This window comes from Pseudomonadaceae bacterium SI-3, from assembly GCA_004010935.1.
Lineage (GTDB): Bacteria > Pseudomonadota > Gammaproteobacteria > Pseudomonadales > Pseudomonadaceae > Stutzerimonas.
Map to the genome: position 1 here is coordinate 1,800,347 of CP026511.1, position 19,107 is coordinate 1,819,453.

General features: G+C 58.6%; 16 protein-coding genes and 2 tRNA genes. 3 read left to right on the forward strand and 15 right to left on the reverse strand.

Annotated features, from left to right (window positions below):
- Positions 1 to 15 precede the first annotated feature (15 nt).
- The 7 genes from C1896_08680 to C1896_08710 form a co-directional block, all read right to left on the reverse strand.
- A complete protein-coding gene (locus C1896_08680; protein ID AZZ44978.1) occupies positions 16 to 2,226 on the reverse strand; it encodes a tyrosine-protein kinase in 2,211 nt (736 codons plus the stop codon).
- A 64-nt stretch (positions 2,227 to 2,290) separates the two neighbouring features.
- Positions 2,291 to 3,220, reverse strand: coding sequence for a glycosyl transferase family 2 (locus C1896_08685; GenBank protein ID AZZ44979.1), 930 nt, complete (start codon positions 3,218 to 3,220; stop codon positions 2,291 to 2,293).
- 1 nt (position 3,221) lies between these two features.
- Positions 3,222 to 4,748 carry a polysaccharide biosynthesis protein gene (locus C1896_08690; GenBank protein AZZ44980.1) on the reverse strand — a complete coding sequence of 509 codons (1,527 nt, stop codon included), beginning with the start codon at positions 4,746 to 4,748 and terminating at the stop codon, positions 3,222 to 3,224.
- A gap of 22 nt (positions 4,749 to 4,770) precedes the next feature.
- Positions 4,771 to 5,952 carry an aminotransferase DegT gene (locus tag C1896_08695; GenBank protein ID AZZ44981.1) on the reverse strand — a complete coding sequence of 394 codons (1,182 nt, stop codon included), beginning with the start codon at positions 5,950 to 5,952 and terminating at the stop codon, positions 4,771 to 4,773.
- Positions 5,953 to 6,012: 60 nt separating this feature from the next.
- Positions 6,013 to 6,786 carry a hypothetical protein gene (locus C1896_08700; GenBank protein AZZ44982.1) on the reverse strand — a complete coding sequence of 258 codons (774 nt, stop codon included), beginning with the start codon at positions 6,784 to 6,786 and terminating at the stop codon, positions 6,013 to 6,015.
- A 746-nt stretch (positions 6,787 to 7,532) separates the two neighbouring features.
- A tRNA-Met gene (locus tag C1896_08705) sits at positions 7,533 to 7,609 on the reverse strand.
- Positions 7,610 to 7,791: 182 nt separating this feature from the next.
- Positions 7,792 to 7,868, reverse strand: a tRNA-Met gene (locus C1896_08710).
- A 410-nt stretch (positions 7,869 to 8,278) separates the two neighbouring features.
- Here C1896_08710 and C1896_08715 point away from each other — a divergent pair.
- A complete protein-coding gene (locus tag C1896_08715) occupies positions 8,279 to 8,584 on the forward strand; it encodes a hypothetical protein (protein ID AZZ44983.1) in 306 nt (101 codons plus the stop codon).
- Positions 8,585 to 8,760: 176 nt separating this feature from the next.
- On the opposite strand, the gene C1896_08720 is transcribed toward C1896_08715, so the two are convergent.
- Together C1896_08720 and C1896_08725 are read right to left on the reverse strand one after the other, a co-directional pair.
- Complete coding sequence (locus C1896_08720) at positions 8,761 to 9,648, reverse strand: EAL domain-containing protein (protein ID AZZ44984.1); 888 nt, start codon at positions 9,646 to 9,648, stop codon at positions 8,761 to 8,763.
- A gap of 95 nt (positions 9,649 to 9,743) precedes the next feature.
- Positions 9,744 to 11,840: a tail-specific protease gene (locus C1896_08725; protein ID AZZ47584.1), complete on the reverse strand. Its 2,097-nt coding sequence runs from the start codon at positions 11,838 to 11,840 to the stop codon at positions 9,744 to 9,746.
- Positions 11,841 to 12,135: 295 nt separating this feature from the next.
- On the opposite strand from C1896_08725, the gene C1896_08730 reads away from it, so the two are divergent.
- A complete protein-coding gene (locus C1896_08730) occupies positions 12,136 to 13,098 on the forward strand; it encodes an NAD(P)H-quinone oxidoreductase (GenBank protein AZZ44985.1) in 963 nt (320 codons plus the stop codon).
- Between the two features lie 32 nt (positions 13,099 to 13,130).
- On the opposite strand, the gene C1896_08735 is transcribed toward C1896_08730, so the two are convergent.
- The 5 genes from C1896_08735 to C1896_08755 form a co-directional block, all read right to left on the reverse strand.
- Entirely contained in the window at positions 13,131 to 14,420 is a 1,290-nt protein-coding gene (locus C1896_08735) for a M18 family aminopeptidase (GenBank protein AZZ44986.1), read from the reverse strand.
- An 83-nt stretch (positions 14,421 to 14,503) separates the two neighbouring features.
- Positions 14,504 to 15,139 (reverse strand): RNA pseudouridine synthase, encoded by a 636-nt coding sequence (locus tag C1896_08740; GenBank protein ID AZZ44987.1) that lies wholly within the window; start codon positions 15,137 to 15,139, stop codon positions 14,504 to 14,506.
- A gap of 84 nt (positions 15,140 to 15,223) precedes the next feature.
- Positions 15,224 to 15,481, reverse strand: a complete 258-nt coding sequence (locus C1896_08745; GenBank protein ID AZZ44988.1) for a cell division topological specificity factor MinE — start codon at positions 15,479 to 15,481, stop codon at positions 15,224 to 15,226.
- Positions 15,478 to 16,293, reverse strand: coding sequence for a septum site-determining protein MinD (minD, locus tag C1896_08750; protein AZZ44989.1), 816 nt, complete (start codon positions 16,291 to 16,293; stop codon positions 15,478 to 15,480). Before minD ends, C1896_08745 begins: the two co-directional genes overlap by 4 nt.
- 91 nt (positions 16,294 to 16,384) lie before the next feature.
- Entirely contained in the window at positions 16,385 to 17,116 is a 732-nt protein-coding gene (locus C1896_08755; GenBank protein ID AZZ44990.1) for a septum site-determining protein MinC, read from the reverse strand.
- 159 nt (positions 17,117 to 17,275) lie between these two features.
- Here C1896_08755 and C1896_08760 point away from each other — a divergent pair, with 159 nt between their 5' ends.
- Positions 17,276 to 18,226 carry a lipid A biosynthesis lauroyl acyltransferase gene (locus C1896_08760; protein AZZ44991.1) on the forward strand — a complete coding sequence of 317 codons (951 nt, stop codon included), beginning with the start codon at positions 17,276 to 17,278 and terminating at the stop codon, positions 18,224 to 18,226.
- On the opposite strand, the gene C1896_08765 is transcribed toward C1896_08760, so the two are convergent.
- Positions 18,216 to 19,061 (reverse strand): quercetin 2,3-dioxygenase, encoded by an 846-nt coding sequence (locus C1896_08765; protein AZZ44992.1) that lies wholly within the window; start codon positions 19,059 to 19,061, stop codon positions 18,216 to 18,218. The two genes, C1896_08760 and C1896_08765, sit on opposite strands and share 11 nt — an antisense overlap.
- Positions 19,062 to 19,107: the final 46 nt, after the last annotated feature.

Below are 19,107 nucleotides of genomic sequence, written 5' to 3' on the forward strand. Positions count from 1 at the left end.
TATCCCTCGCGTGTGTCAGGCTTTTTGAGAATAGCTGTAGTAACCGTAGGCCCCGGTCTCGTAGGCGGAGCTCGAGGCCCTGCGTTTGACGCCGTTGAGGATGGCGCCCTTGAGCAGTACGCCGTTCTGCGCCAAGCGTCGCTTGGAGGCTTCGACCTGGCCGGCGGTGCTCAGCCCATAACGGGCCACCAACAGGCAAGTGCCGGCCTGTTGTGCAACCAGGACGGCATCCGTTACTGCCAACACCGGTGGTGTATCGACGATCACGAAGTCGTATTCACGCTCGGCTTCTTTCAGCAAACGGGCAAAGTTCTCATGCATCAAGAGTTCCGAGGGGTTGGGCGCGGAATGCCCGCTAGCGATGAAATGCAGGTTGGCCTGATCGGTTTTGTTGACGACGGCGGCGAGTTGCAAACCGCTGGCTAGGGCGTCGGACAGCCCGTTGCGTGGCGCCAGGCCGAACATGCCGGCCAGATAGCCGCGCCGCATGTCGGCATCGATCAGTAGTACGCGCTGACCGGCCTGGGCGATGACCGAGGCCAGATTGCTGGCGACGAAGGATTTGCCCACCGAGGGAGTAGGGCTGGTGATGACCAGCACCTGATTGCGTGCCTCGAGCATGGCGAATTTGAGGCTGGTGCGCAGGCTGCGGAGAGATTCGATCGCCAGGTCGGCCGGATCGGCGCGACCCAGCAGCTTGCTTCGGCCATCGCGGATTTTCCGCAACCGGTACAGGTGCTCCTGTTTCGGCGAGAAGGGCAGCGCCGCATACACGGGAGTACCCAGATGTTCGATGGTTTCGGGGCTTTCAATACCGCGATAGAACACCTGTCGCAGCAAGATCACCATCGCCGACACCAGCAGCCCGACGAAGATCGCAACCAGTACCACCAGGGGCTTGATGGGCTTGGCCGGTTTTTCCACCACCGCGTACGCGCTGTCGATGACCCGCACGTTCCCGATGGTGCCCGCACGCAGGATGTCCTGCTCCTGTGCCTTGTCCAGCAACAGCGTGTAGGTGCGCGTGGTGACCTGCATGTCGCGGTTCAGGCGCAGGAGTTCCTGCTGCGTCATCGGCAGGGTGTCGATTTTCTCCATCAGCGCGGCTTTCTGCGCCTGCAACTGGCCGATCTTCTTCATCAGCGTCTGGTAGGTCGGGTGTTCCGGCGTGTAGAGCTGGTTGTATTCAGTGCGCTTGAGGTTGTGCTCGGAGATTTGGGATTCCAGCGCGACGATCTGATCGAGCACGCCCTTGGTCTCGATGCTGATATCCACCGACTGGGCGCTGGTCTGATAGTCGTTGAGGGCGGCTTCAGCCTTTTCCAGTTCCTTGCGCACCAGCGGCACCTGCGACCGCAGGAACTCCAGGCGCTGCGCTGCTTCGGCGGAGCTGCGTTCGATGTTCTGCAGCACGTACAGGCGACTGATCTTATCGAGGACCCGATTGGCTTTCTCCGAATCCGGGTCCTCGAGCGTGAGATAGATAATTCCGGAGTCCTTCCCGGCTTCCCCCACTTTCAGTCGCTTCTGGTAGTCCAGTGCGGTGGTCTGCGGGCGGCTGCGCACGACGATGAACTCGGTGCCGGGACGGGCCTTGAGTTCAGCGACCTGTACCCGAAAATCGTCGTGCTGCACGGCCTCGTTGATCTTGCCAGCCAGCAGCAACTTTTCATCAGCGTCATACAGACGGTATGAGCCGGCAGTGCCTGCACGCAGTAGCATTTTCTCGCCCAGGTAGGCTTCCGGCACGTCCAGCTGGAAGATGTCCAGCTTTTCTCCGCCCCAAGCGTAGCTGTCCATTCCCAATATCGGCGCAGCCAGCTCGCCGTCTTCTACGGGATCGTGTTGGCGGGCCAGGTAGCTGCCAAGCAGCGGGACGTACTTAGGCCGTGCGGTTATGTACAACTTCAGATCATTGACCGTGCTGCCCAGCACAGCACGGGATTTGATCAGTTCTATTTCGGTGATCGCCTGGGATACCGAGTTAGGCCGGGGCACGGCTTCTGGAATGCCGGTGATACCCGCCTTCTTCGGTTCGATCTGGATCATCGCGGTGGCTTCGTAGATGGGTGTGGCGACGATGGCATAGGCGACGCCGAGCAGCGCGAAGAGGGTGGTGATGGTGAAAATAAGACGCTTGTGATCGAACGCCACGCGCAGAATGCGCGCCAGATCGATCCGATTATCGCCGTCGTAGTCCAGCGAAGAGCGGGCCATTGCAGTCATTGCGGGTTCCTTCCTTGAGTGTTGCGCCATCGGTGCAGCAGCGGGCGTGACGGCCAGGTGTTCGTCAGACACCTGGGGTCAGCCTGCGCAAAAGATTGATGCTGATGTTCTGGAAGACCTGGCCCAGCGCCTGGAGCTTGCTGAGCGGGGAGATCGAAGCGAGTACCTGAGCGAACACCTGAATCATGAAGTACTCGTAAAGCGACGGGTCGCCGATGCGCTGGTAGTAACGCGCGAGGTTGTAATAGGCGTGCGTGGTCATCTGGATGCGTTGCTTGCTGCTGCGCATCGAGAAGATGCCGCCTTCGTGCACCCGATAGGCCGCAGGTTTGATCTCTTCGATGAACTTGCCCTTGCCATGAGCACCAAGCAACGACCACCAACAGATGTCCAGAACCTCGACACCGTGCAGCTCCGGCGGAAGCTCATGCAGCAGATTGCGAAAGCAGACGGTCAGGGTTGAAATCGGGCGCGCTTGTTTCAGCTGTAGAGCGCTCGCGTCCTTTCGATATTTGCCGGTCAGATGAGGGGTACGGACGACGCCCTGACTGTTGAACATGAATGCATCGTGATAGGTCATCACGTAGTCGCGATATTTTTCGAGGAAGTCCACCTGGATCTGCAGCTTGCGTGGATCTGTCCAGTAGTCATCCCCTTCGCAATAGGCGATATACCTGCCGCGGGCCTGAGCGAACAGTCGCGTGCTGAACGGCACCCCTAGGCTGTACTGGTTCTCCCGCTGATAGATCGGCTTGATCAGGTTCGGGTAGCGTGCGGCGTATTCACGGATGATTGCCGTGGTGCTGTCGGTCGAGGCGTCGTCATGGACGATCACCTCGAATGGGAAATCGGTTTCCTGCCTGATGAATCCTTCCAGCGTTTCCTTTATGAACGCTGCATGGTTGTAGGTCAGGCAGATGATGCTCAGCAGGGGAGATCGTTGATTGCCCCACGCTGCCATGACGTCCTGTTCGGTTTTCGATTGGGTATCCATTTCAAACGCTCGACTTGGTCATCATTACGTAAAGCCGCATCACTACCGGCCTGGAGGTGAAGGCCACCAGCGTCAGGCAGATCAGCCCGCTGACGGCCAGCCCTAGAAGAATGTCGAATCGGTTTTCGCTGGCGATGGCGGCGAACACCGGTTCGCCGATCAGCAGACCCAGGCCGGTCATGGCCGTGATACGCAACAGATCTTGTAGCCAGGGTCGATGCAGGCCGGCACCGAAGCGCTTGTGCACCATCGACGGCCAAATCAGAAAGGTCAGCATGCGTAGCCCGAACCAGGCCAGCGCTGCGCCGTACACGCCATGCTCAAGGGTTGCGTAAATGACCACGGGAATGCTCAGCACTGCACTGACCAAGCTGAACCACACATGGAGGCGCAGCTGACCGTAGGCGTATTGCAGATAGAACTGAAAGGCGGTGACGGCCATGATCGCGCTGCCGACCACGTACCAAGGCAGTATCTGGCGGCTCCATTTCGCTGCCTCTGCGTCACCGGTCCAGGCGAAAACCAGATCGGCGGCGTGAAATGCGATCACTCCCGCCAACGGGAACAATAGGCTGCAGACGAACCGGGTCGCGTTCAGATAGAGCGCCTGCATATCGGCGATCCGGTCTTCAGCAACGAGCATCGTCATCCGCGGCAGCAGCGTCTGCACCAATGGATTGGTCAACGTCATGATGCCGGTCGCCATCAGCGCGACCAGCGAGAAATAGCCGTACTCTTTAAGCGGTAGCACGTTGGACAGCAGCACCTTGTCCAGCTGCGTCAGGACGATCCACAGCACCGAGGTCAGCGAAATGCCAGCGGCGAAGGGCAGAACCGGCTTGACCACTGCCCAGTTGAAGCCGACCAGCAGCTTCGGATTGGGCATCAAACTGTACGCCTTGACGGCGAAGATAAGCGTTTCGAGCAGTCCGACAGCGGCCTGGAAGACAAAGAAGTCCTGCGGGTTCTGGCTGATATTGGCCACCAGAAACAATCCACCGAAATAGCGCAGTGTGGCGACGGTGACGTTTGCGCCATTCAGCCAAGCATGCAGCTCAAGCCCTTGCAGGCCACTCTTGTAGAGGGTGGCGTAGAGCTTGAGGCCGATCATCAAGCCCATCAGGCTGATGCAATGGACGATCGTGGCGCTGCTCAGCTCCTCTGCCTGCAACCATTGGTGAGCGATCCAACCACTGGCGAAATGGATGCTGAGCGCGGTGAGCAGGGCCAACGGCAGGAAGATGAGTTCGAACGAACGCAGCAGTCGTCCCGGTTCGTAGCGTTGCGCCGCGGAGCCGTTACGACCGCGAAAATGCGCTATTTGACGAACCAACGAAGGGGACAGGCCGGCGTCCAGCAGCTGCAGCCAGGCCTGCAGGACTGCGAAAAAGCCGATCAGGCCATAGGCCTCGGCGCCCAGGTGCCCGAGATAGAAAGGCAGGATAAGGATGCCGATGAGCATGGCGTACGCTTGGCCTGCGTAGCTAAGGCCGGTGTTGCGAAGCATTGATAGATTTCGATCGGACATGTCGTCAGCCGTTCTAATTGAGTCAGAAAATGCGCTTGTACGCTGGGGCTGGCGGGCGTAAACGGTCTTCCAGCAACAGACTGGCAGCGACCTGAGGCCAGACGCGTTCGGTGGCCAGGCGGCTGCCCTGCGATGACTGATTCAATAGCGTTTCGATAACCGTGTTTTGGACGTGCCGTGGCAGGCCCGGGTAGATCGGCAGACACAGCACCCGGCGACTCAGGGCGCGGGACTCGGTTTGTGGGATCTGCGGCTGCACGTAGCTGAGCGTGTCTAACGAGGGGTAGAAGTAGCGCCTCGGGTTGATACCCTCGTTCTTAAGCGCCGCCCGGCAATGCAGCAGTTGGTTTTCATCCGTCAGGGCTATCGGGAAGTAGCTGTGGTTGCGTTGTGAGTACGGCTGCTGGCGCTGCAAGTCGAAATGATCACCGAGCTGTTGTTCGTAGCGGCTGGCGATTTCCTCTCGCTGCTCCAGAATCAACGCCATCTCGTCGAGGATGCACAGGCCCATTGCGGCGGCAAATTCGTTGAGTTTGGCGTTGATACCGATGCCGTCGATGATGTCGGTGTCGACAATGCCGAAGTTGCAGAGCAAGCGAATCCTTTCCGCCAAGGCGTCATCATTGGTGACGATGGCGCCGCCCTCGATGGTGTGGAACAGCTTGGTAGCGTGAAAGCTGAGCGTGCTGATGTCGCCCCAGTTGAATACCGACTGGTCCTTGTAGCGGACACTGAACGCGTGGGCGCCGTCGTAGATCACCTTCAGGCGATGCCGCTGCGCAACCTGCGAGATAGTCTCGACGTCGCACGCATTGCCGAAGACATGGGTGGCCACGATCGCTTGGGTGTCGGCCTCTATCCTCGCTTCGATCGCCTTGGGATCCAGGTTCCAGGTGGCCTTGTCGATGTCCGCGAATATCGGCCGGACGCCCTCCCACTGCAGCGAACTGGTGGTGGCGACGAAACTGAACGGAGTTGTGATGGCGCTGCCGGAGAGATTCAGTGCCCGATAAGCGATCTGCAGCGCCAAGGTCCCGTTGTTGGTCAGGATGATATTCCTGACACCCAGGTAATCGCGCAGCCGCTCCTCCAGCTCAGTCACCAGCGGGCCATGATTGGTCAACCAACCGGATGCGTAGATGCTGTCGACGTAGCCCAGGAATTTGGTTTTATTGCCCAGATACGATTTGGTGACATTGATCATCTCGATGTCCTTATCGGTCGTCACGGCGGATAGCGGACGCAAAAAAGTGCGTCTGTGAGATCACGCAGTAGGTTGCGTACCCAGGGCTGTTGCGCGTCGTGCCCGGCGCTGGTTCAGCTTGAGGATCATGCGGGTCGCGAAGCTTCCGGCGTGGGGATCGCCATAGTGGAAGATGGCTGTTGCGCGGCGGTGGGAGGGATCGCAGGGTTCGTTCGCATGCAGTGTGCGGTAGCCCCAGAACAGATAGAGGTTGCCCGGGACAAGTTGAAGCTTTTCGGGTCGCAAAAGCTTGTGGCGGATGGCCGAGCTGATCAGTTTTCGACTCAGTGCGTTCTGCAATAACGCTTTTTCCACAACGTTAATCAGGACATTGGAGCGTATGCGGCGACCATTGGGGAACAGAATGAGATCACCCCGATCGACCCCGTCTTGAGGAATTTCGATGGGCAGTAGTGCGGTGACCAGACTGGCGTCGTAGTGAAAGCAATTGGACTCGCGCCGGCCTGAGGTCCCCTGCACACAGCGCAGGACTTTAAGTATTTCATCGCTATAAGCGGCTTGCCCTGCGCCCGCCTGATAGACACTTGCCAACATATTCCGAAACTCTGGCGAAGCGCCTAGCGCGCCCAATAGACAACTTTCTATTTCGCCGCCACCATGATGAGCGAAATAACTTCCTTTATGTTTTTCGGCCTCGACCCGGACGCTTTCTTGAAGCGATGCCAGTTGTTCGTTTGATAGGAAGTTGGTAATGCAGGAGCTTCCTTTGTTGTTTATTTCGCTGGTAATTAGCTGAAGGGCTGACGCTTCCAAGTTGCGAAAAGATGTATTCACGATGCACTCCAGTTGGATAATACAGTCGAGTAAGCGTTTTAGTCAGGTATTAGGAAAGTCAAATCTGCTCGACAACGGTATTGGCTGGTGCAGGTGGCATTACCGTTGAGAAAACTATGAGCCCAAGTAGCGCTGCATAGACTTCCCGCTAACGTAATTCGTCCTGGCGAACCTACCGCCACCAGCCGCTTAGGCGCCTGTGGCCCTGTCTGCGTTGTTGTTGAACCAGAGTGGCTGGCTCCGCAGTAGGCTTCAGGCAGAGCTACCGCACTCGGCTAGAATTCGAGATAAGCATCAAAGTATTTATTGTCGCAGGCAGCCCAGCTACAACTGGGGGAAACGCCATCCATGTGCATCAGCGCAGTACCGGCTTCCTTTGGTTTGCCGCCCTAAATGAACTGCCGCTGATTTATGTGATGTAGTTAACATTCAGAACCTGACGGCAGTCAAGATCCGAAACAAAAAATAAATGCACCAACGGGGTGCTTTATCTCAATTCATTGATAGCAAAGGGAGTTCTTACTCTGATAGGCAGGCGAAGGTCGGGAGGGGCTTAGTTTGGCTCAATCTTCGGAACTAATCCGTTTGATCTACGACCATTTGCGCAACAAATAGATGTGCGCTGAAAGCTTCTTCATTTATTCCGAAAAATTAAAAGAAGGGGCGGGTTTTATATGCGAGATAAGTTATTTATGAGGCAAAGCGAACAGCAAAAAAAAAGGCCACTCAATGAGTGACCTTCTATTTGGTTGCGGGAGCCGGATTTGAACCGACGACCTTCGGGTTATGAGCCCGACGAGCTACCAGACTGCTCCATCCCGCGTCTGTGGGCGGCATTCTACAGGCTGACGAACCCGTGTCAACCTTCCGCGGCGATAAAGCGTTTTATTTTCAGGTGGTTAGCCAGGTTGGCTGGCTTGGCACAACGAGCTGAGCACATCCACTCAGGCGTCATGCAGCGATACAAACGAAAAAGGCCACTCGATTGAGTGGCCTTTTCGTATTTGGTTGCGGGAGCCGGATTTGAACCGACGACCTTCGGGTTATGAGCCCGACGAGCTACCAGACTGCTCCATCCCGCGTCTGTGGGCGGCATTCTACATCTTTCGGTTGATCTGTCACGGTTTTATTGCCAAACGGACAATCTTTCGTCAGGCAGTTAGCGAAACATGCGCGGCGTGGGGCTCGGACGAGGGGGGCTGGTGTCGAGCCGGTCGTGCGCTAGGGGACGCTTTGTGATGGTGACGCGCGATTCGCAGCATGCCCCAAAGCATTGCCAGGGCGGCTGCACTCCAGCCAATCACAATCAGAAGAATTACCAGTGGCGGTGTGATCATCGTTGGATTCCTTTCTAACTAGACATCATCTGCTCTCGATGTAGTGGACCGCGAAATGCAAACAACGGTTCCGCTTTCCATCTGTCGGCAACGTGGACCTATGCCGGCAGCCGGCTGCCTAAATAGCTGGGAGCGCTCGAATAGAGGAGAAGGGTATGCGGAGCTATTTGCCTATCGCACTGGTAGCGGCGCTTGCAGCTACAGCCACGGCTACAGCTGGCGTCACAATGCCAGGCACCGTTCAGCTGGCGCAGAACTCGGGCTCGGTCGATCGAACCCTAGGTAATGGGTCTATGGGCACCGGTGCGGGTATCGAGCGACTACCGGAAGATTCCGAGAAGGATCGCAAAGTACCCGACCAGCGACCGCAGCAGGCTTATGAGCAATCCAATCATGGCGACACGGATACCGATATGGAGCATCGCCCGCGCCGGACATTGGGCGATCGAGATCAGGATTGATCGCCCCGTTTTATGAGCCGATAACGGCGAAAGGAAAATGTCGTCGCCCGATGCTGCCTCCACTGCTGCTAGCCTCGACGAGATCATCCATCGTCAGTGGTGGTGCTGCTGTGACAGGTCGCCGGACAGCAGCTTTTGCTTACGTTGAAGCCCGCTTGCGTGTCGCGCTGCGATGTTCAAATTTGCCTGTTGATGGAACAGTTACAACAGGCTGCCCGAATGGAAGGGAAGGAGCGCGCTTTGCTTGAATGCCAGAGCGCCCAAGCCGGGTGGTCGTCTCCTAATGGCTTGCCATGATTTGCAAAATTAGGCAAACGAAGGCTAGCGCTGGCGCTTGGCTCCTCCTCAGGTCGCCCCAACAGATAGCCCTGAACCAGGTCGATGCCCATGTCTGAAAGGACGTGCAGTTCTTCACTCAGCTCGATGCCTTCCGCGATGACCTGAGCCTGTGACGCTCTGGCTATCTTCATGATCGATTCGACAAACTCGCGCTTCACGGCGTCGCGGTGAAGACCATCTATGAAGTAGCGGTCAATCTTGACGTAATCGGGGCGCAGCTCCGACCACATGCGCAGACTGGAATAGCCAGCACCGAGGTCGTCCAGAGCGATGGAGAAGCCCATGTCACGGTAGTGATGCAAGGCGGCACGAAGCAGCTCGAAATCGTCGGTGGGCGTTTGCTCCGTAAGTTCGATCACGACCTTCTCGGCAGAGATGCCGTATTGATGCAGTAACTCTAGAGTGCGGCCCGGCTTGTGCTTAGCATCCAACAACGTTTCCGGCGAAACGTTGAGGAACAGTTTGCTCTGCAGCTGCTGCTGGCTGTAGCGACGACAGGCATTCTCGCGACAGGTCATTTCCAGCTCATTGAGTCGGCCGGCATGTCGAGCCGCTGCGAGCAGGTTGATAGGGGAGTGTAGCGAGGTGTTCGATGGCCCTCGTGTCAGCGCTTCGTAGCCGAGGATGAGTCGTTTGGAAAGCGACACGATGGGCTGGAACAGGCTGGTAACGCTGCCGTGAGCAAGGATGGAATCCAGCGTGCTCAACTGCTCGGTAACGGTCATGATGGTCTCGTGCGGCCTTAAAATGCGAAGGGCCGCACAATGGCGGCCCTTCGCATTTCACGACACTACGATGTCATTTTGATGACATCTGTTGCTTAGCGCTCGACAGGCTGGTTCTTAGCCATCGTCTCTTGCAAACCCAGGTAATCCAGCAGAATTCTGCCGCTTTCTGACAGATAGGCATCGTCCTCGGGTTTGATTTTTTTATCTTCAACGTGCGGTGTCGTCTCATCTTCTTTTTCGAGCTTGGCCAGCGGCTCTTCGCCCTTGGCCTTGCGCAAGGTGTTTTCCAGTGTCAGCTGACGCTTCTCGATCCGCTCCTGCTGCGCCCGGCGCTTTTCCTCGTTGAGACTAATAGTCGTCTCGTGAGTAAGCTCCTGCGTCAGTGCGAGGCGATCCCGAGTAAATACAAAGTCTGGATTCTCATTGGTTCGCCCCTCATGGCGAGCCTTGAGTTCGGCGAGGAACGGCTTGAACGGATTCATGTCCGGGCTGACTGCTGCGCGAATGCTGTCCCATGGCATCGCTTCAGGCAGAGCGCTTTCGCCAATTTCCTTGGTATCAACCTCGGCGGGGTAGGAGATGTCCGGGATGACGCCTTGATGCTGAGTGCTTTGCCCGGAGACTCGGTAGAACTTGGCGAGCGTCAGCTTGAGTTCACCGTGATTAAGCGGTTGGACAGTTTGTACGGTGCCTTTGCCGAATGTCTGTCCACCGACGATCAGTGCCCGGTGGTAATCCTGCATGGCGCCGGCGAAGATCTCCGAGGCCGATGCGGACAGTCGGTTAACCAGCACTGCCAGCGGCCCCTTATAAAACGCGCCTTGCTGCTCGTCAGCCAGAACGTCGACGCGGCCATCACTATTGCGGACCAGGACCGTAGGGCCTTGATCGATGAACAGGCCGGTCAGCTCGGTGGCTTCCTGAAGGGAACCGCCGCCATTGTTACGCAAGTCGATGACGACTCCATCGACGTTTTCCTTCTCCAGCTCCGTGAGCAGTTTTTTCACATCTCGGGTCGTGCTCTTGTATTCCTTGTCGCCAGCACGCAGGGCCTTGAAATCGAGATAGAACGCCGGAATTTCAATGACCCCGAGCTTATAGTCACGACCGCCCTGATTGAGTTTAAGCACCGACTTCTTCGCCGCCTGCTCCTCAAGCTTGACCGCTTCGCGGGTGATCGCGACGACTTTGCTGCTCTGGTCGTTTGGCGCGTTGCTCGCCGGGATGACTTCGAGTCGGACAACTGATCCTTTGGGACCGCGGATCAGTTTGACGACTTCGTCGAGCCGCCAGCCGATCACATCGACCATCTCTTCATTACTCTGACCAACGCCGACGATCTTATCGGCAGGCGCGATCTGCTTGCTCTTCTCGGCAGGGCCAGCCGGCACCAGGCGCACCACCTTCACGTGCTCGTTGTCGCTCTGCAGTACAGCCCCGATACCTTCCAGAGAAAGACTCATGTTGATATCGAAGTTTTCCGCATTGTCAGGAGACAGATACTGGGTGTGCGGATCGTAGGACTGCGCGAAGGCATTGATGTAAGTCTGGAACACGTCTTCGCCGCGAGTCTGCTCAAGGCGCGACAGCTGATTCTTGTAGCGTTTGGTGAGCAGTTCCTCGATGGCCTTGGGTTCCTTGCCGGCGATCTTCAACCGCAGCACCTCATCCTTTACGCGCTTGCGCCAGAGGTCATCCAGTTCCTGTTCGTTCTCGGGACGCGCTGCATTTTCGCGATCGATCAACAGCTCCTCGTCAACCGTGAAGTCAAAGCTGTCGACGCCTTGCTCCAGCAGGCTCAGCGCATATTGCAGCCGGCTCTGCAGTCGCTCCAGATGCACCTTATAGATGATGAACCCGGGTTCAAGGTTGCCGTTCTTCAGGAAGTCATCGAACTGGTTGCGCCAGACTTCGAATTCGGCAACGTCCCCTGCAGTGAAATAGCTGCGCGAAGGGTCGAGCATCTCGAGGTAGCTGTCGAAGATCTTCGCCGAACGGGCGTCGTTCAGCGGTGGCTTGTTGTAGTGGTGGCGCTTGAGCAGCTCGACTACGTTGAGGCTGGCAATCACCTGGTCACGGTCAGGCTGCAGGTAGTCCCATGCATTTGGGTCGGCAGGTTTGGCGAAGGTGGCAGTGGCCTGAAGGCCAACCAGCAGGGCTAGAAAGACTGCGGTCAATGATCGTTTCATATCAAAGGAGCGACGCGAGGCTGAGTAATAACGCATATTAGGCCATCAAATCAGGCGCCGGGACGGAATCCGCTCGGCGGGAAAAACACAGCCCGATGGTATCTGGCGGCTGGCACGCCGCGATTCAGATCTCACCGAGGGGCAGAGCGGTTCGCTGCACCGGAGGATACCGAAAAGGCATTCCACGGTTTTAGACGGGCGTATCGCTATGTGGCCTCGGCAGAACTCAATCAACGGCCTGCACTGCCGGAGTCACGGTTTAGCGGGCGCAGGTATGAACCACTATGGAGGCAGCATGAAGGCATTGCAAGGCGTCGACGGACAGGTGGAGTGGGTGGAGCGTACCGCGGCGAAGTGCGGTGATGGAGAGGTCAGGATTCAAGTAGCCGCTGCAGGCCTGAACCGTGCTGATTTGCTGCAACGGGCGGGGCACTATCCGCCGCCCCCCGGCGTGACCGATATCCTTGGTCTGGAATGCTCCGGAGTGATCAGCGAGGTTGGGGCTGGGGTTTCCTACCAGATCGGTGACCGTGTATGTGCTCTATTGGCGGGTGGCGGCATGGCCGAGGAGATTGTGGTCGATAGCCGCCATGTTCTTCCGGTACCGCAAGGCCTGTCGTTGACAGAGGCCGCGGTTATTCCCGAGGTATATGCCACGGCATGGCTCAATCTGTTCCGCCTGGGTGTGCTGCAGCCCGGCGAGAAGGTTCTCTTGCACGCGGGTGCCAGTGGTGTGGGGTCGGCTGCAATTCAGTTGTGCAAAGCCTTTGGCAACCCATGCTGGGTCAGCGTCGGTTCGGCCGATCGTCTGGCCTATTGCGAGTCGCTGGGTGCCCAGGGCGGCGTGCTCCGGGGTGAATCACTGGAAGCGCTTCGCGATTTCGGACCCTTTGAGCTGATTCTCGATCCGGTTGGTGCGAAGTATGTAGCGCTCAACACCCAGCTCCTGGCGACGGATGGACGTTGGGTAATGATTGGCCTGATGGGCGGACGCAAAGCCGAGGTTGATCTGGGGTTGCTGCTGGCTAAACGAATCCAGCTGATCGGGTCGACGTTGCGTAGCCGCGGGGCTGATGACAAAGCCGATTTGCTGGCTGACATGCAGAACAAAATCTGGCCGCTCTTCGCCAACCAGACTCTTTCGCCGCGATTGGAACGCAGTTTCCCGGCGCGAGACGTGGAAGCGGCATTTGCTGCCCTGGCAAGCAACCAGGTGTCCGGGAAGGTTGCGTTGGTTATCGACGACAGTCTGGCCTAAACAATCCAGGCGCATGCGCCTGGAGACCAGAGTTAAGGCAGCTCAGCGCTCGAATAGAATGCGCTGAGTACCTTCACCAGATGCGCCAGATCCTGGCTGCCGGCCAGCTCGCGGATCGAGTGCATACCAAAGGTCGGCAAGCCAATATCCACCGTGCGCACGCCCAGCTGGCTGGCGGTGATTGGGCCGATGGTCGAGCCGCAGCCCATGTCGCTGCGGGTGACGAAGCTCTGCACCGAGACTTCGTTTTCCAGGCAGAGATGGCGAAAGAAGCCGGCGGTTTCGCTACTCGTCGCGTATCGCTGGTTGCTGTTGACCTTGATCACCGGCCCAGCATTGAGTTTCGGGCCATGGTTGCCGTCATGCTTGTCGCTGTAGTTAGGATGCACCGCGTGAGCATTATCGGCCGAGATCATCAGTGAGCGGTTGATGCTGCGTTGGAAGGATTCGCCTTCAGGCAATACGCGGCGCAACACTTGCTCGAGAAAAGGCCCGTCCGCACCGCACATCGACGTAGAACCGACTTCCTCATGATCGGTGCAGACCAGTACACAGGTTTCCTCAGTGCCCGCACGCAATAGGGCCTGTAGGCCTGCGTAGCAAGACAGCAGGTTATCCAGGCGGGCTCCGGCGATAAAGTCGCCATTCAGGCCGATCACGGCAGCGCTCTGGGTATCGTAGAAACTCAGCTCGAAATCGAGTACGACGTCCGCAACCAGACCATGCTCGCGGCTGAGTTGGTCCGCCAGCAGCGCTCTGAAATCTGGGCTGTCTTCGCTGGCGACTTGCGCCAGGATCGGTGGCAGTTCGATCTGTGGGTTGATTGTCCAGCCCTGATTGGCTTCCCGATTGAGGTGGATCGCAAGGCTTGGAATCACCGCAATGGGCAGCTTGAAATCGATGAGCTGGCTTTCAATTCGACCGTCGCGGCTATAGGTCACGCGTCCAGCCAAGGACAAGTCGCGGTCGAACCACGGAGCGAGCAGCGCGCCGCCGTACACTTCTACGCCAAGCTGCCAGAAGCCCTGGCGCTGCAGTTCGGGCTGCGGCTTGACGCGCAGGCAGGGACTGTCGGTGTGCGCACCGACCAGGCGCATGCCCTGTTCGATGACCGAGTGGCTACCCAGTTGGAAAGCGACGATCGCGGAGTCGTTACGGGTGACGTAGTAGCGACCGCCTGGTTCGGTGTGCCAAGTCTCGCTTTCATCCAGGGGCTTGTAGCCAGAGGCCTGCAGGGCATGGGCAAGGCTGGCAGTGGCATGAAATGGGGTAGGGGAGGCCTTGAGGTAATCGATCAGACCCTGGTTGAGTTCTTCGTGCATGGTTGGCTCCGGACGGCAATGGCTCGGAGTTTATCGCGGAATCAGGTGCAAGCTACAGGCCGCACAGCCTGTAGCGGCTCCTTTTAGAACGGCGCCGGGCACTCGAATCGCATACGTTCGCCAGTTTGAGGATGGGTCAGGACAAGCATGCTGGCGTGCAGGCAGAGCCGGTCATACGCGGTGAGCGCCCGTTCGTGCGCATAGAGGCGATCACCCAGGAGGGGATGGCCGATCGAGAGCATGTGGACACGCAGCTGATGGGAGCGGCCGGTGATCGGGGTAAGCTCGACCCGGCTGTAATCACCGCAGCGCTCCAGCACTCGCCAATACGTCAGCGCATGCTTGCCCAGTTCATGGTCGACGATATGCCGCGGTTTGGTTGGAGGGTCATAGCGCAGCGGCAGTTCAATGCTTCCACTGTCCTGCTCGGGCCCGCCCCAGCACAACGCGGTGTATGCTTTTTCCGTCTCGCGGTCGTGGAACTGTCGCGACAGCTCGCGGTGGCTGTCGGCGTCACGCGCCAGGACGATCAGGCCTGAGGTTTCCCAATCCAACCGGTGGACGATGCGCGCCTCTGGATAGCCGTTTTCCTGCAGGCGGGTGACCAGGCAGTCCTTGTTGTCATCCGCGCGGCCGGGTACGGACAACAGGAGAGTGGGCTTGTTGATGACCAGCAGAGCGGCATCTTGGTGAACGAACTGGATGTGACTGAGGGGCATTTTCGAATTCCGCAAACGACATCGGCGACCGAAGTCGCCGATGAATCTGTCGCTACACTACGGTGCTGGCGACTACCTGGTCGATCAACGATCGGGCAAGGTGATGTTCAGCTCAAGGATCGAACAGCTGCCCTGATCTTCCAGGGCTACCTGAACCTGATCGCTGTCGATGTTGACGTACTTGCGAATCACCTCGACCAGCTCTTTCTGCAGCGCCGGCAGGTAGTCCGGCTGGGTGCGCTGGCCGCGCTCATGCGCGACGATGATCTGCAGACGTTCCTTGGCGATGTTGGCTGGCGTTTCCTTCTTCTTGCGTTCACGAAAGAAGTCGAGAAGGTTCATTCGCGGCCTCCAAACAAGCGTTGCAGGAAGCCCTGCTTCTTCACGTCGAGGAAGCGATGGTTCACTTCCTTGCCCAGCAGTCGATCCACGGCGTCGCTGTAGGCCTGGCCGGCGTCGCTCTGGTCATCGAGGATGACCGGCACGCCCTGGTTGGAGGCTTTTAGTACGGCTTGGGATTCTGGGATGACGCCGAGCAGACGAATCGACAGGATTTCCTCGACGTCCTCGACACCGAGCATTTCGCCCTTGACCACCCGCTCGGGGTTATAGCGGGTCAACAGCAGATGTTCCTTGATCGGCTCATCGCCGTTTTCGGCGCGACGGGATTTGCTTGCCAGCAGGCCCAGCATGCGGTCCGAGTCGCGAACAGAGGAGACTTCCGGATTGGTTACGACGATGGCTTCGTCGGCGAAATACATGGCCAGGTGCGCGCCTTTCTCGATGCCGGCCGGCGAGTCGCAGATGACGAACTCGAAGGTCTTGGCCAATTCGTCGATGACCTTTCCGACGCCTTCAAGCGTCAGCGCATCCTTGTCGCGGGTCTGGCTGGCCGCGAGGACGTAGAGGTTTTCGAGACGCTTGTCCTTGATCAGTGCCTGGGTCAGGGTGGCATCGCCCTGAATGACATTGACGAAGTCATACACCACGCGACGCTCGCAGCCCATGATCAGGTCCAGGTTACGCAGACCGACGTCGAAGTCGACGATGACGGTCTTGTGGCCGCGCAAGGCGAGGCCGGTACCGATGGCGGCGCTGGAAGTGGTTTTACCGACGCCACCCTTGCCGGAAGTGACTACGAGGATCTTGGCCAAGGTGATTCACCCTAAATATGAAGTCGGGACCGTAGCCGAGTCGGCTTACAGTGCGCCCGTTTTGGTGCTTGAAAATTCGCGGCAGTATCCGTTAAAGGCGGGTGATGTTCAACACGTCGCCGGATAGCTTCATTTGCACGGCTTCGGCCCACAAAGGGTCGCGTCTAAGGTCTTCGGCGACCTTGTAATGCCCGGCAATCGAGACCATTTCAGCAGCTAGCTGCTGACAGAAAATACGTGCATTGGCATCGCCCTTGATGCCTGCCAGCGCACGCCCGCGCAGCGGGCCGTACACATGGATGTTCCCATCGGCGAGAAGTTCCGCGCCGGGGCTCACCGCGGCCAGCACGATCAGATCGCCACCCTGGGCATAGACCTGCTGGCCGCCGCGGATGGGGGTGGTGATCACGCGGGTGGGGCGGTAGGCGGGCTCTGCCGGTTTGGCGGGTTCGCTTGGGGCCTTGCTGGTGACGTCAAGCTTGCGTTCACGAGCGCCCGACGGCGGTAGCACGGGCAAATCGAGCCGGCCGGCGGCGTCGACGATTTGCGGGTCGGCTGAACGCAACGCAAGGGTACGCAGGCCGTGCTTTCGGCAGAGCGCGATAAGGGCAGGCAGGTCGAGGTTGCAATCGCTGGGAAGCTTGTCCAGCGCTAGCACCAGCGGCGTGTTGTTAAAGAAGTCCGGGGCCTGTTCGACCTTGACGGCGAGCTGCTGATCCAGGCGCTGCAGGTCGTTCTGTGTCAGCTCCAGCACGGTGATGGCGAGCATGCTGCCTTTGAGCTGGAATACGGGGGCTTGGTCGGTAAGATCGGCTTGGCTCATGGTCTGCCTGCTGCGGTAAATGGCGAGGACTTATAGCGGGGCGAACTGCCGCCTGCAAGTCTCGCCCACACTGTCGGACGGGTGCCGTGCATCGCAACGCTGCCGCATTGGCGGGTGATTTATCGCTAGAATGCGCGCTTTTATCGGTTTGGACTGCCAATGGATCGTCCTCGTTTTCGCGCATCATTTCTTCATCCTCGTTTCTGGTTGCTGTGGCTTGGCCTCGGTCTACTGTGGCTGGTGGTGCAATTGCCCTATCGGATTCTGCTGTTGCTGGGGCGTGGACTGGGCGCAGTTATGTATCGGGTTGCCCGCTCGAGACGGCAGATCGCCCGGCGCAACCTGCAGCTGTGCTTTCCGGAGTTGAGCGAAAAGGAGCGTGAACGACTGCTGCGCGAGAACTTTGTATCGACCGGGATTGCCTTCTTCGAAATGGCCATGAGCTGGTGGTGGCCCAAGTCGCGTTTGCAGCGACTGGCGCAAATCCAAGGGCTTGAGCATCTGCAGCAGGCGCAGGCAGAAGGGCAGGGCGTGATCCTGATGACGCTGCATTTCACCACGTTGGAAATCGGCGGAGCGCTGCTCGGCCAGTGGCACACCATCGATGGAATGTACCGTGAGCACAAGAATCCGGTGTTCGATTACGTGCAGCGGCGTGGCCGGGAGCGGCACAACCTGGATGCGACAGCGATAGAGCGTGAAGATGTGCGTGCCATGCTCAAGGTTCTGCGTGCGGGCCGGGCAATCTGGTATGCGCCAGATCAGGATTACGGCCGCAAGCAAAGCATCTTCGTACCCTGGTTCGGCATTCAGGCGGCAACCGTGACCGCAACGACCAAGTTCGCACGCCTGGGTCGGGCTAGGGTGATCCCTTACACGCTGGAACGCCTGCCTGAGGGAAAAGGCTACAGCCTGGTGGTGCATCCGCCATTGGACGATTTCCCCGGCGAAAGCGAGGAGGCTGATTGTCGCCGCATCAACGAGTGGATAGAAGACGCAGTCAGGCAGCACCCTGAGCAGTACCTGTGGGCTCACCGGCGCTTCAAGACCCGACCGGAGGGGGAGTCGAGTCTGTACCGCAAGCGCCCGAAGAAGCCGGTCAGCCTGTAAACACCCCGTCGCGGAAATCACGCAGCGCCTGCTCGATCTCTTCGCGGCTGTTCATCACGAACGGGCCGTACTGGACAATCGGCTCGTTGATCGGGCGGCCTGCCAGAAAAAGGACGCGGGCGCCGCTGCTGGTTGAAAGCTCCAGTTCACCCAGGTCGGAGAGTCGGGCGAGCTGATTCTTTGCAAGGCGTTGCCCACCCACCATCAGCTCGCCGTCAAACACATACAAAATGACTCGCTGCCCGTCGGACAGCTGCGGCGTCAGCCGCGTGCCGGCTGGAAGGCAAAGATCGAACAGCTGCGGCTCGGTATCCGGGCGTTGCACAGCGCCGGCTTGTGTGACGCCTTCGGCGCAGAGCTGGCCGGCAATCACCACTGCTTCGACACCGCTCGGCAGGGTTATTCGGGGGATTTCGGCGGGAGAGAAGTCGCGGTAGCTCGGTTCGTCCAGCTTGTTTTTCGCCGGCAGGTTGAGCCACAGCTGAAACCCGCGCATTGCGCCGTGTTCTTGCTGAGGCATCTCGCTGTGAATGACGCCGCGTGCGGCGGTCATCCACTGCACACCCCCGCTCTCGAGCAGGCCGACATTGCCGAGATGATCCTCGTGGCGCATGCGACCTTCAAGCATGTAAGTGATGGTCTCGAAGCCACGGTGCGGATGCGCCGGGAAACCGGCGATGTACTCGTCCGGGTTTTCCGAGCCGAACTCATCGAGCATCAGAAAGGGATCGAAGCGCTCCGGCGCGGCGCCGCCGAACAGCCTTGTCAGGCTGACGCCGGCGCCATCGGAGGTGACGCGGCCGGTGCTGACAGAAAGGATTTCACGCTTGGTCATAGCATCGCTCCTAGAACAGATGGGCTAAGACTACGACCAGCGGCTC

Bases quoted from the DNA above. Each gene is read 5' to 3' on its own strand.
- C1896_08680 (AZZ44978.1), bottom strand. From the start codon at position 2,226: ATGACTGCAATGGCCCGCTCTTCGCTGGACTACGACGGCGATAATCGG.
- C1896_08685 (AZZ44979.1), bottom strand. From the start codon at position 3,220: ATGGATACCCAATCGAAAACCGAACAGGACGTCATGGCAGCGTGGGGC.
- C1896_08690 (AZZ44980.1), bottom strand. From the start codon at position 4,748: ATGTCCGATCGAAATCTATCAATGCTTCGCAACACCGGCCTTAGCTAC.
- C1896_08695 (AZZ44981.1), bottom strand. From the start codon at position 5,952: ATGATCAATGTCACCAAATCGTATCTGGGCAATAAAACCAAATTCCTG.
- C1896_08715 (AZZ44983.1), top strand. From the start codon at position 8,279: ATGCGGAGCTATTTGCCTATCGCACTGGTAGCGGCGCTTGCAGCTACA.
- C1896_08720 (AZZ44984.1), bottom strand. From the start codon at position 9,648: ATGACCGTTACCGAGCAGTTGAGCACGCTGGATTCCATCCTTGCTCAC.
- C1896_08725 (AZZ47584.1), bottom strand. From the start codon at position 11,840: ATGAAACGATCATTGACCGCAGTCTTTCTAGCCCTGCTGGTTGGCCTT.
- C1896_08730 (AZZ44985.1), top strand. From the start codon at position 12,136: ATGAAGGCATTGCAAGGCGTCGACGGACAGGTGGAGTGGGTGGAGCGT.
- C1896_08735 (AZZ44986.1), bottom strand. From the start codon at position 14,420: ATGCACGAAGAACTCAACCAGGGTCTGATCGATTACCTCAAGGCCTCC.
- C1896_08740 (AZZ44987.1), bottom strand. From the start codon at position 15,139: ATGCCCCTCAGTCACATCCAGTTCGTTCACCAAGATGCCGCTCTGCTG.
- C1896_08745 (AZZ44988.1), bottom strand. From the start codon at position 15,481: ATGAACCTTCTCGACTTCTTTCGTGAACGCAAGAAGAAGGAAACGCCA.
- C1896_08755 (AZZ44990.1), bottom strand. From the start codon at position 17,116: ATGAGCCAAGCCGATCTTACCGACCAAGCCCCCGTATTCCAGCTCAAA.
- C1896_08760 (AZZ44991.1), top strand. From the start codon at position 17,276: ATGGATCGTCCTCGTTTTCGCGCATCATTTCTTCATCCTCGTTTCTGG.
- C1896_08765 (AZZ44992.1), bottom strand. From the start codon at position 19,061: ATGACCAAGCGTGAAATCCTTTCTGTCAGCACCGGCCGCGTCACCTCC.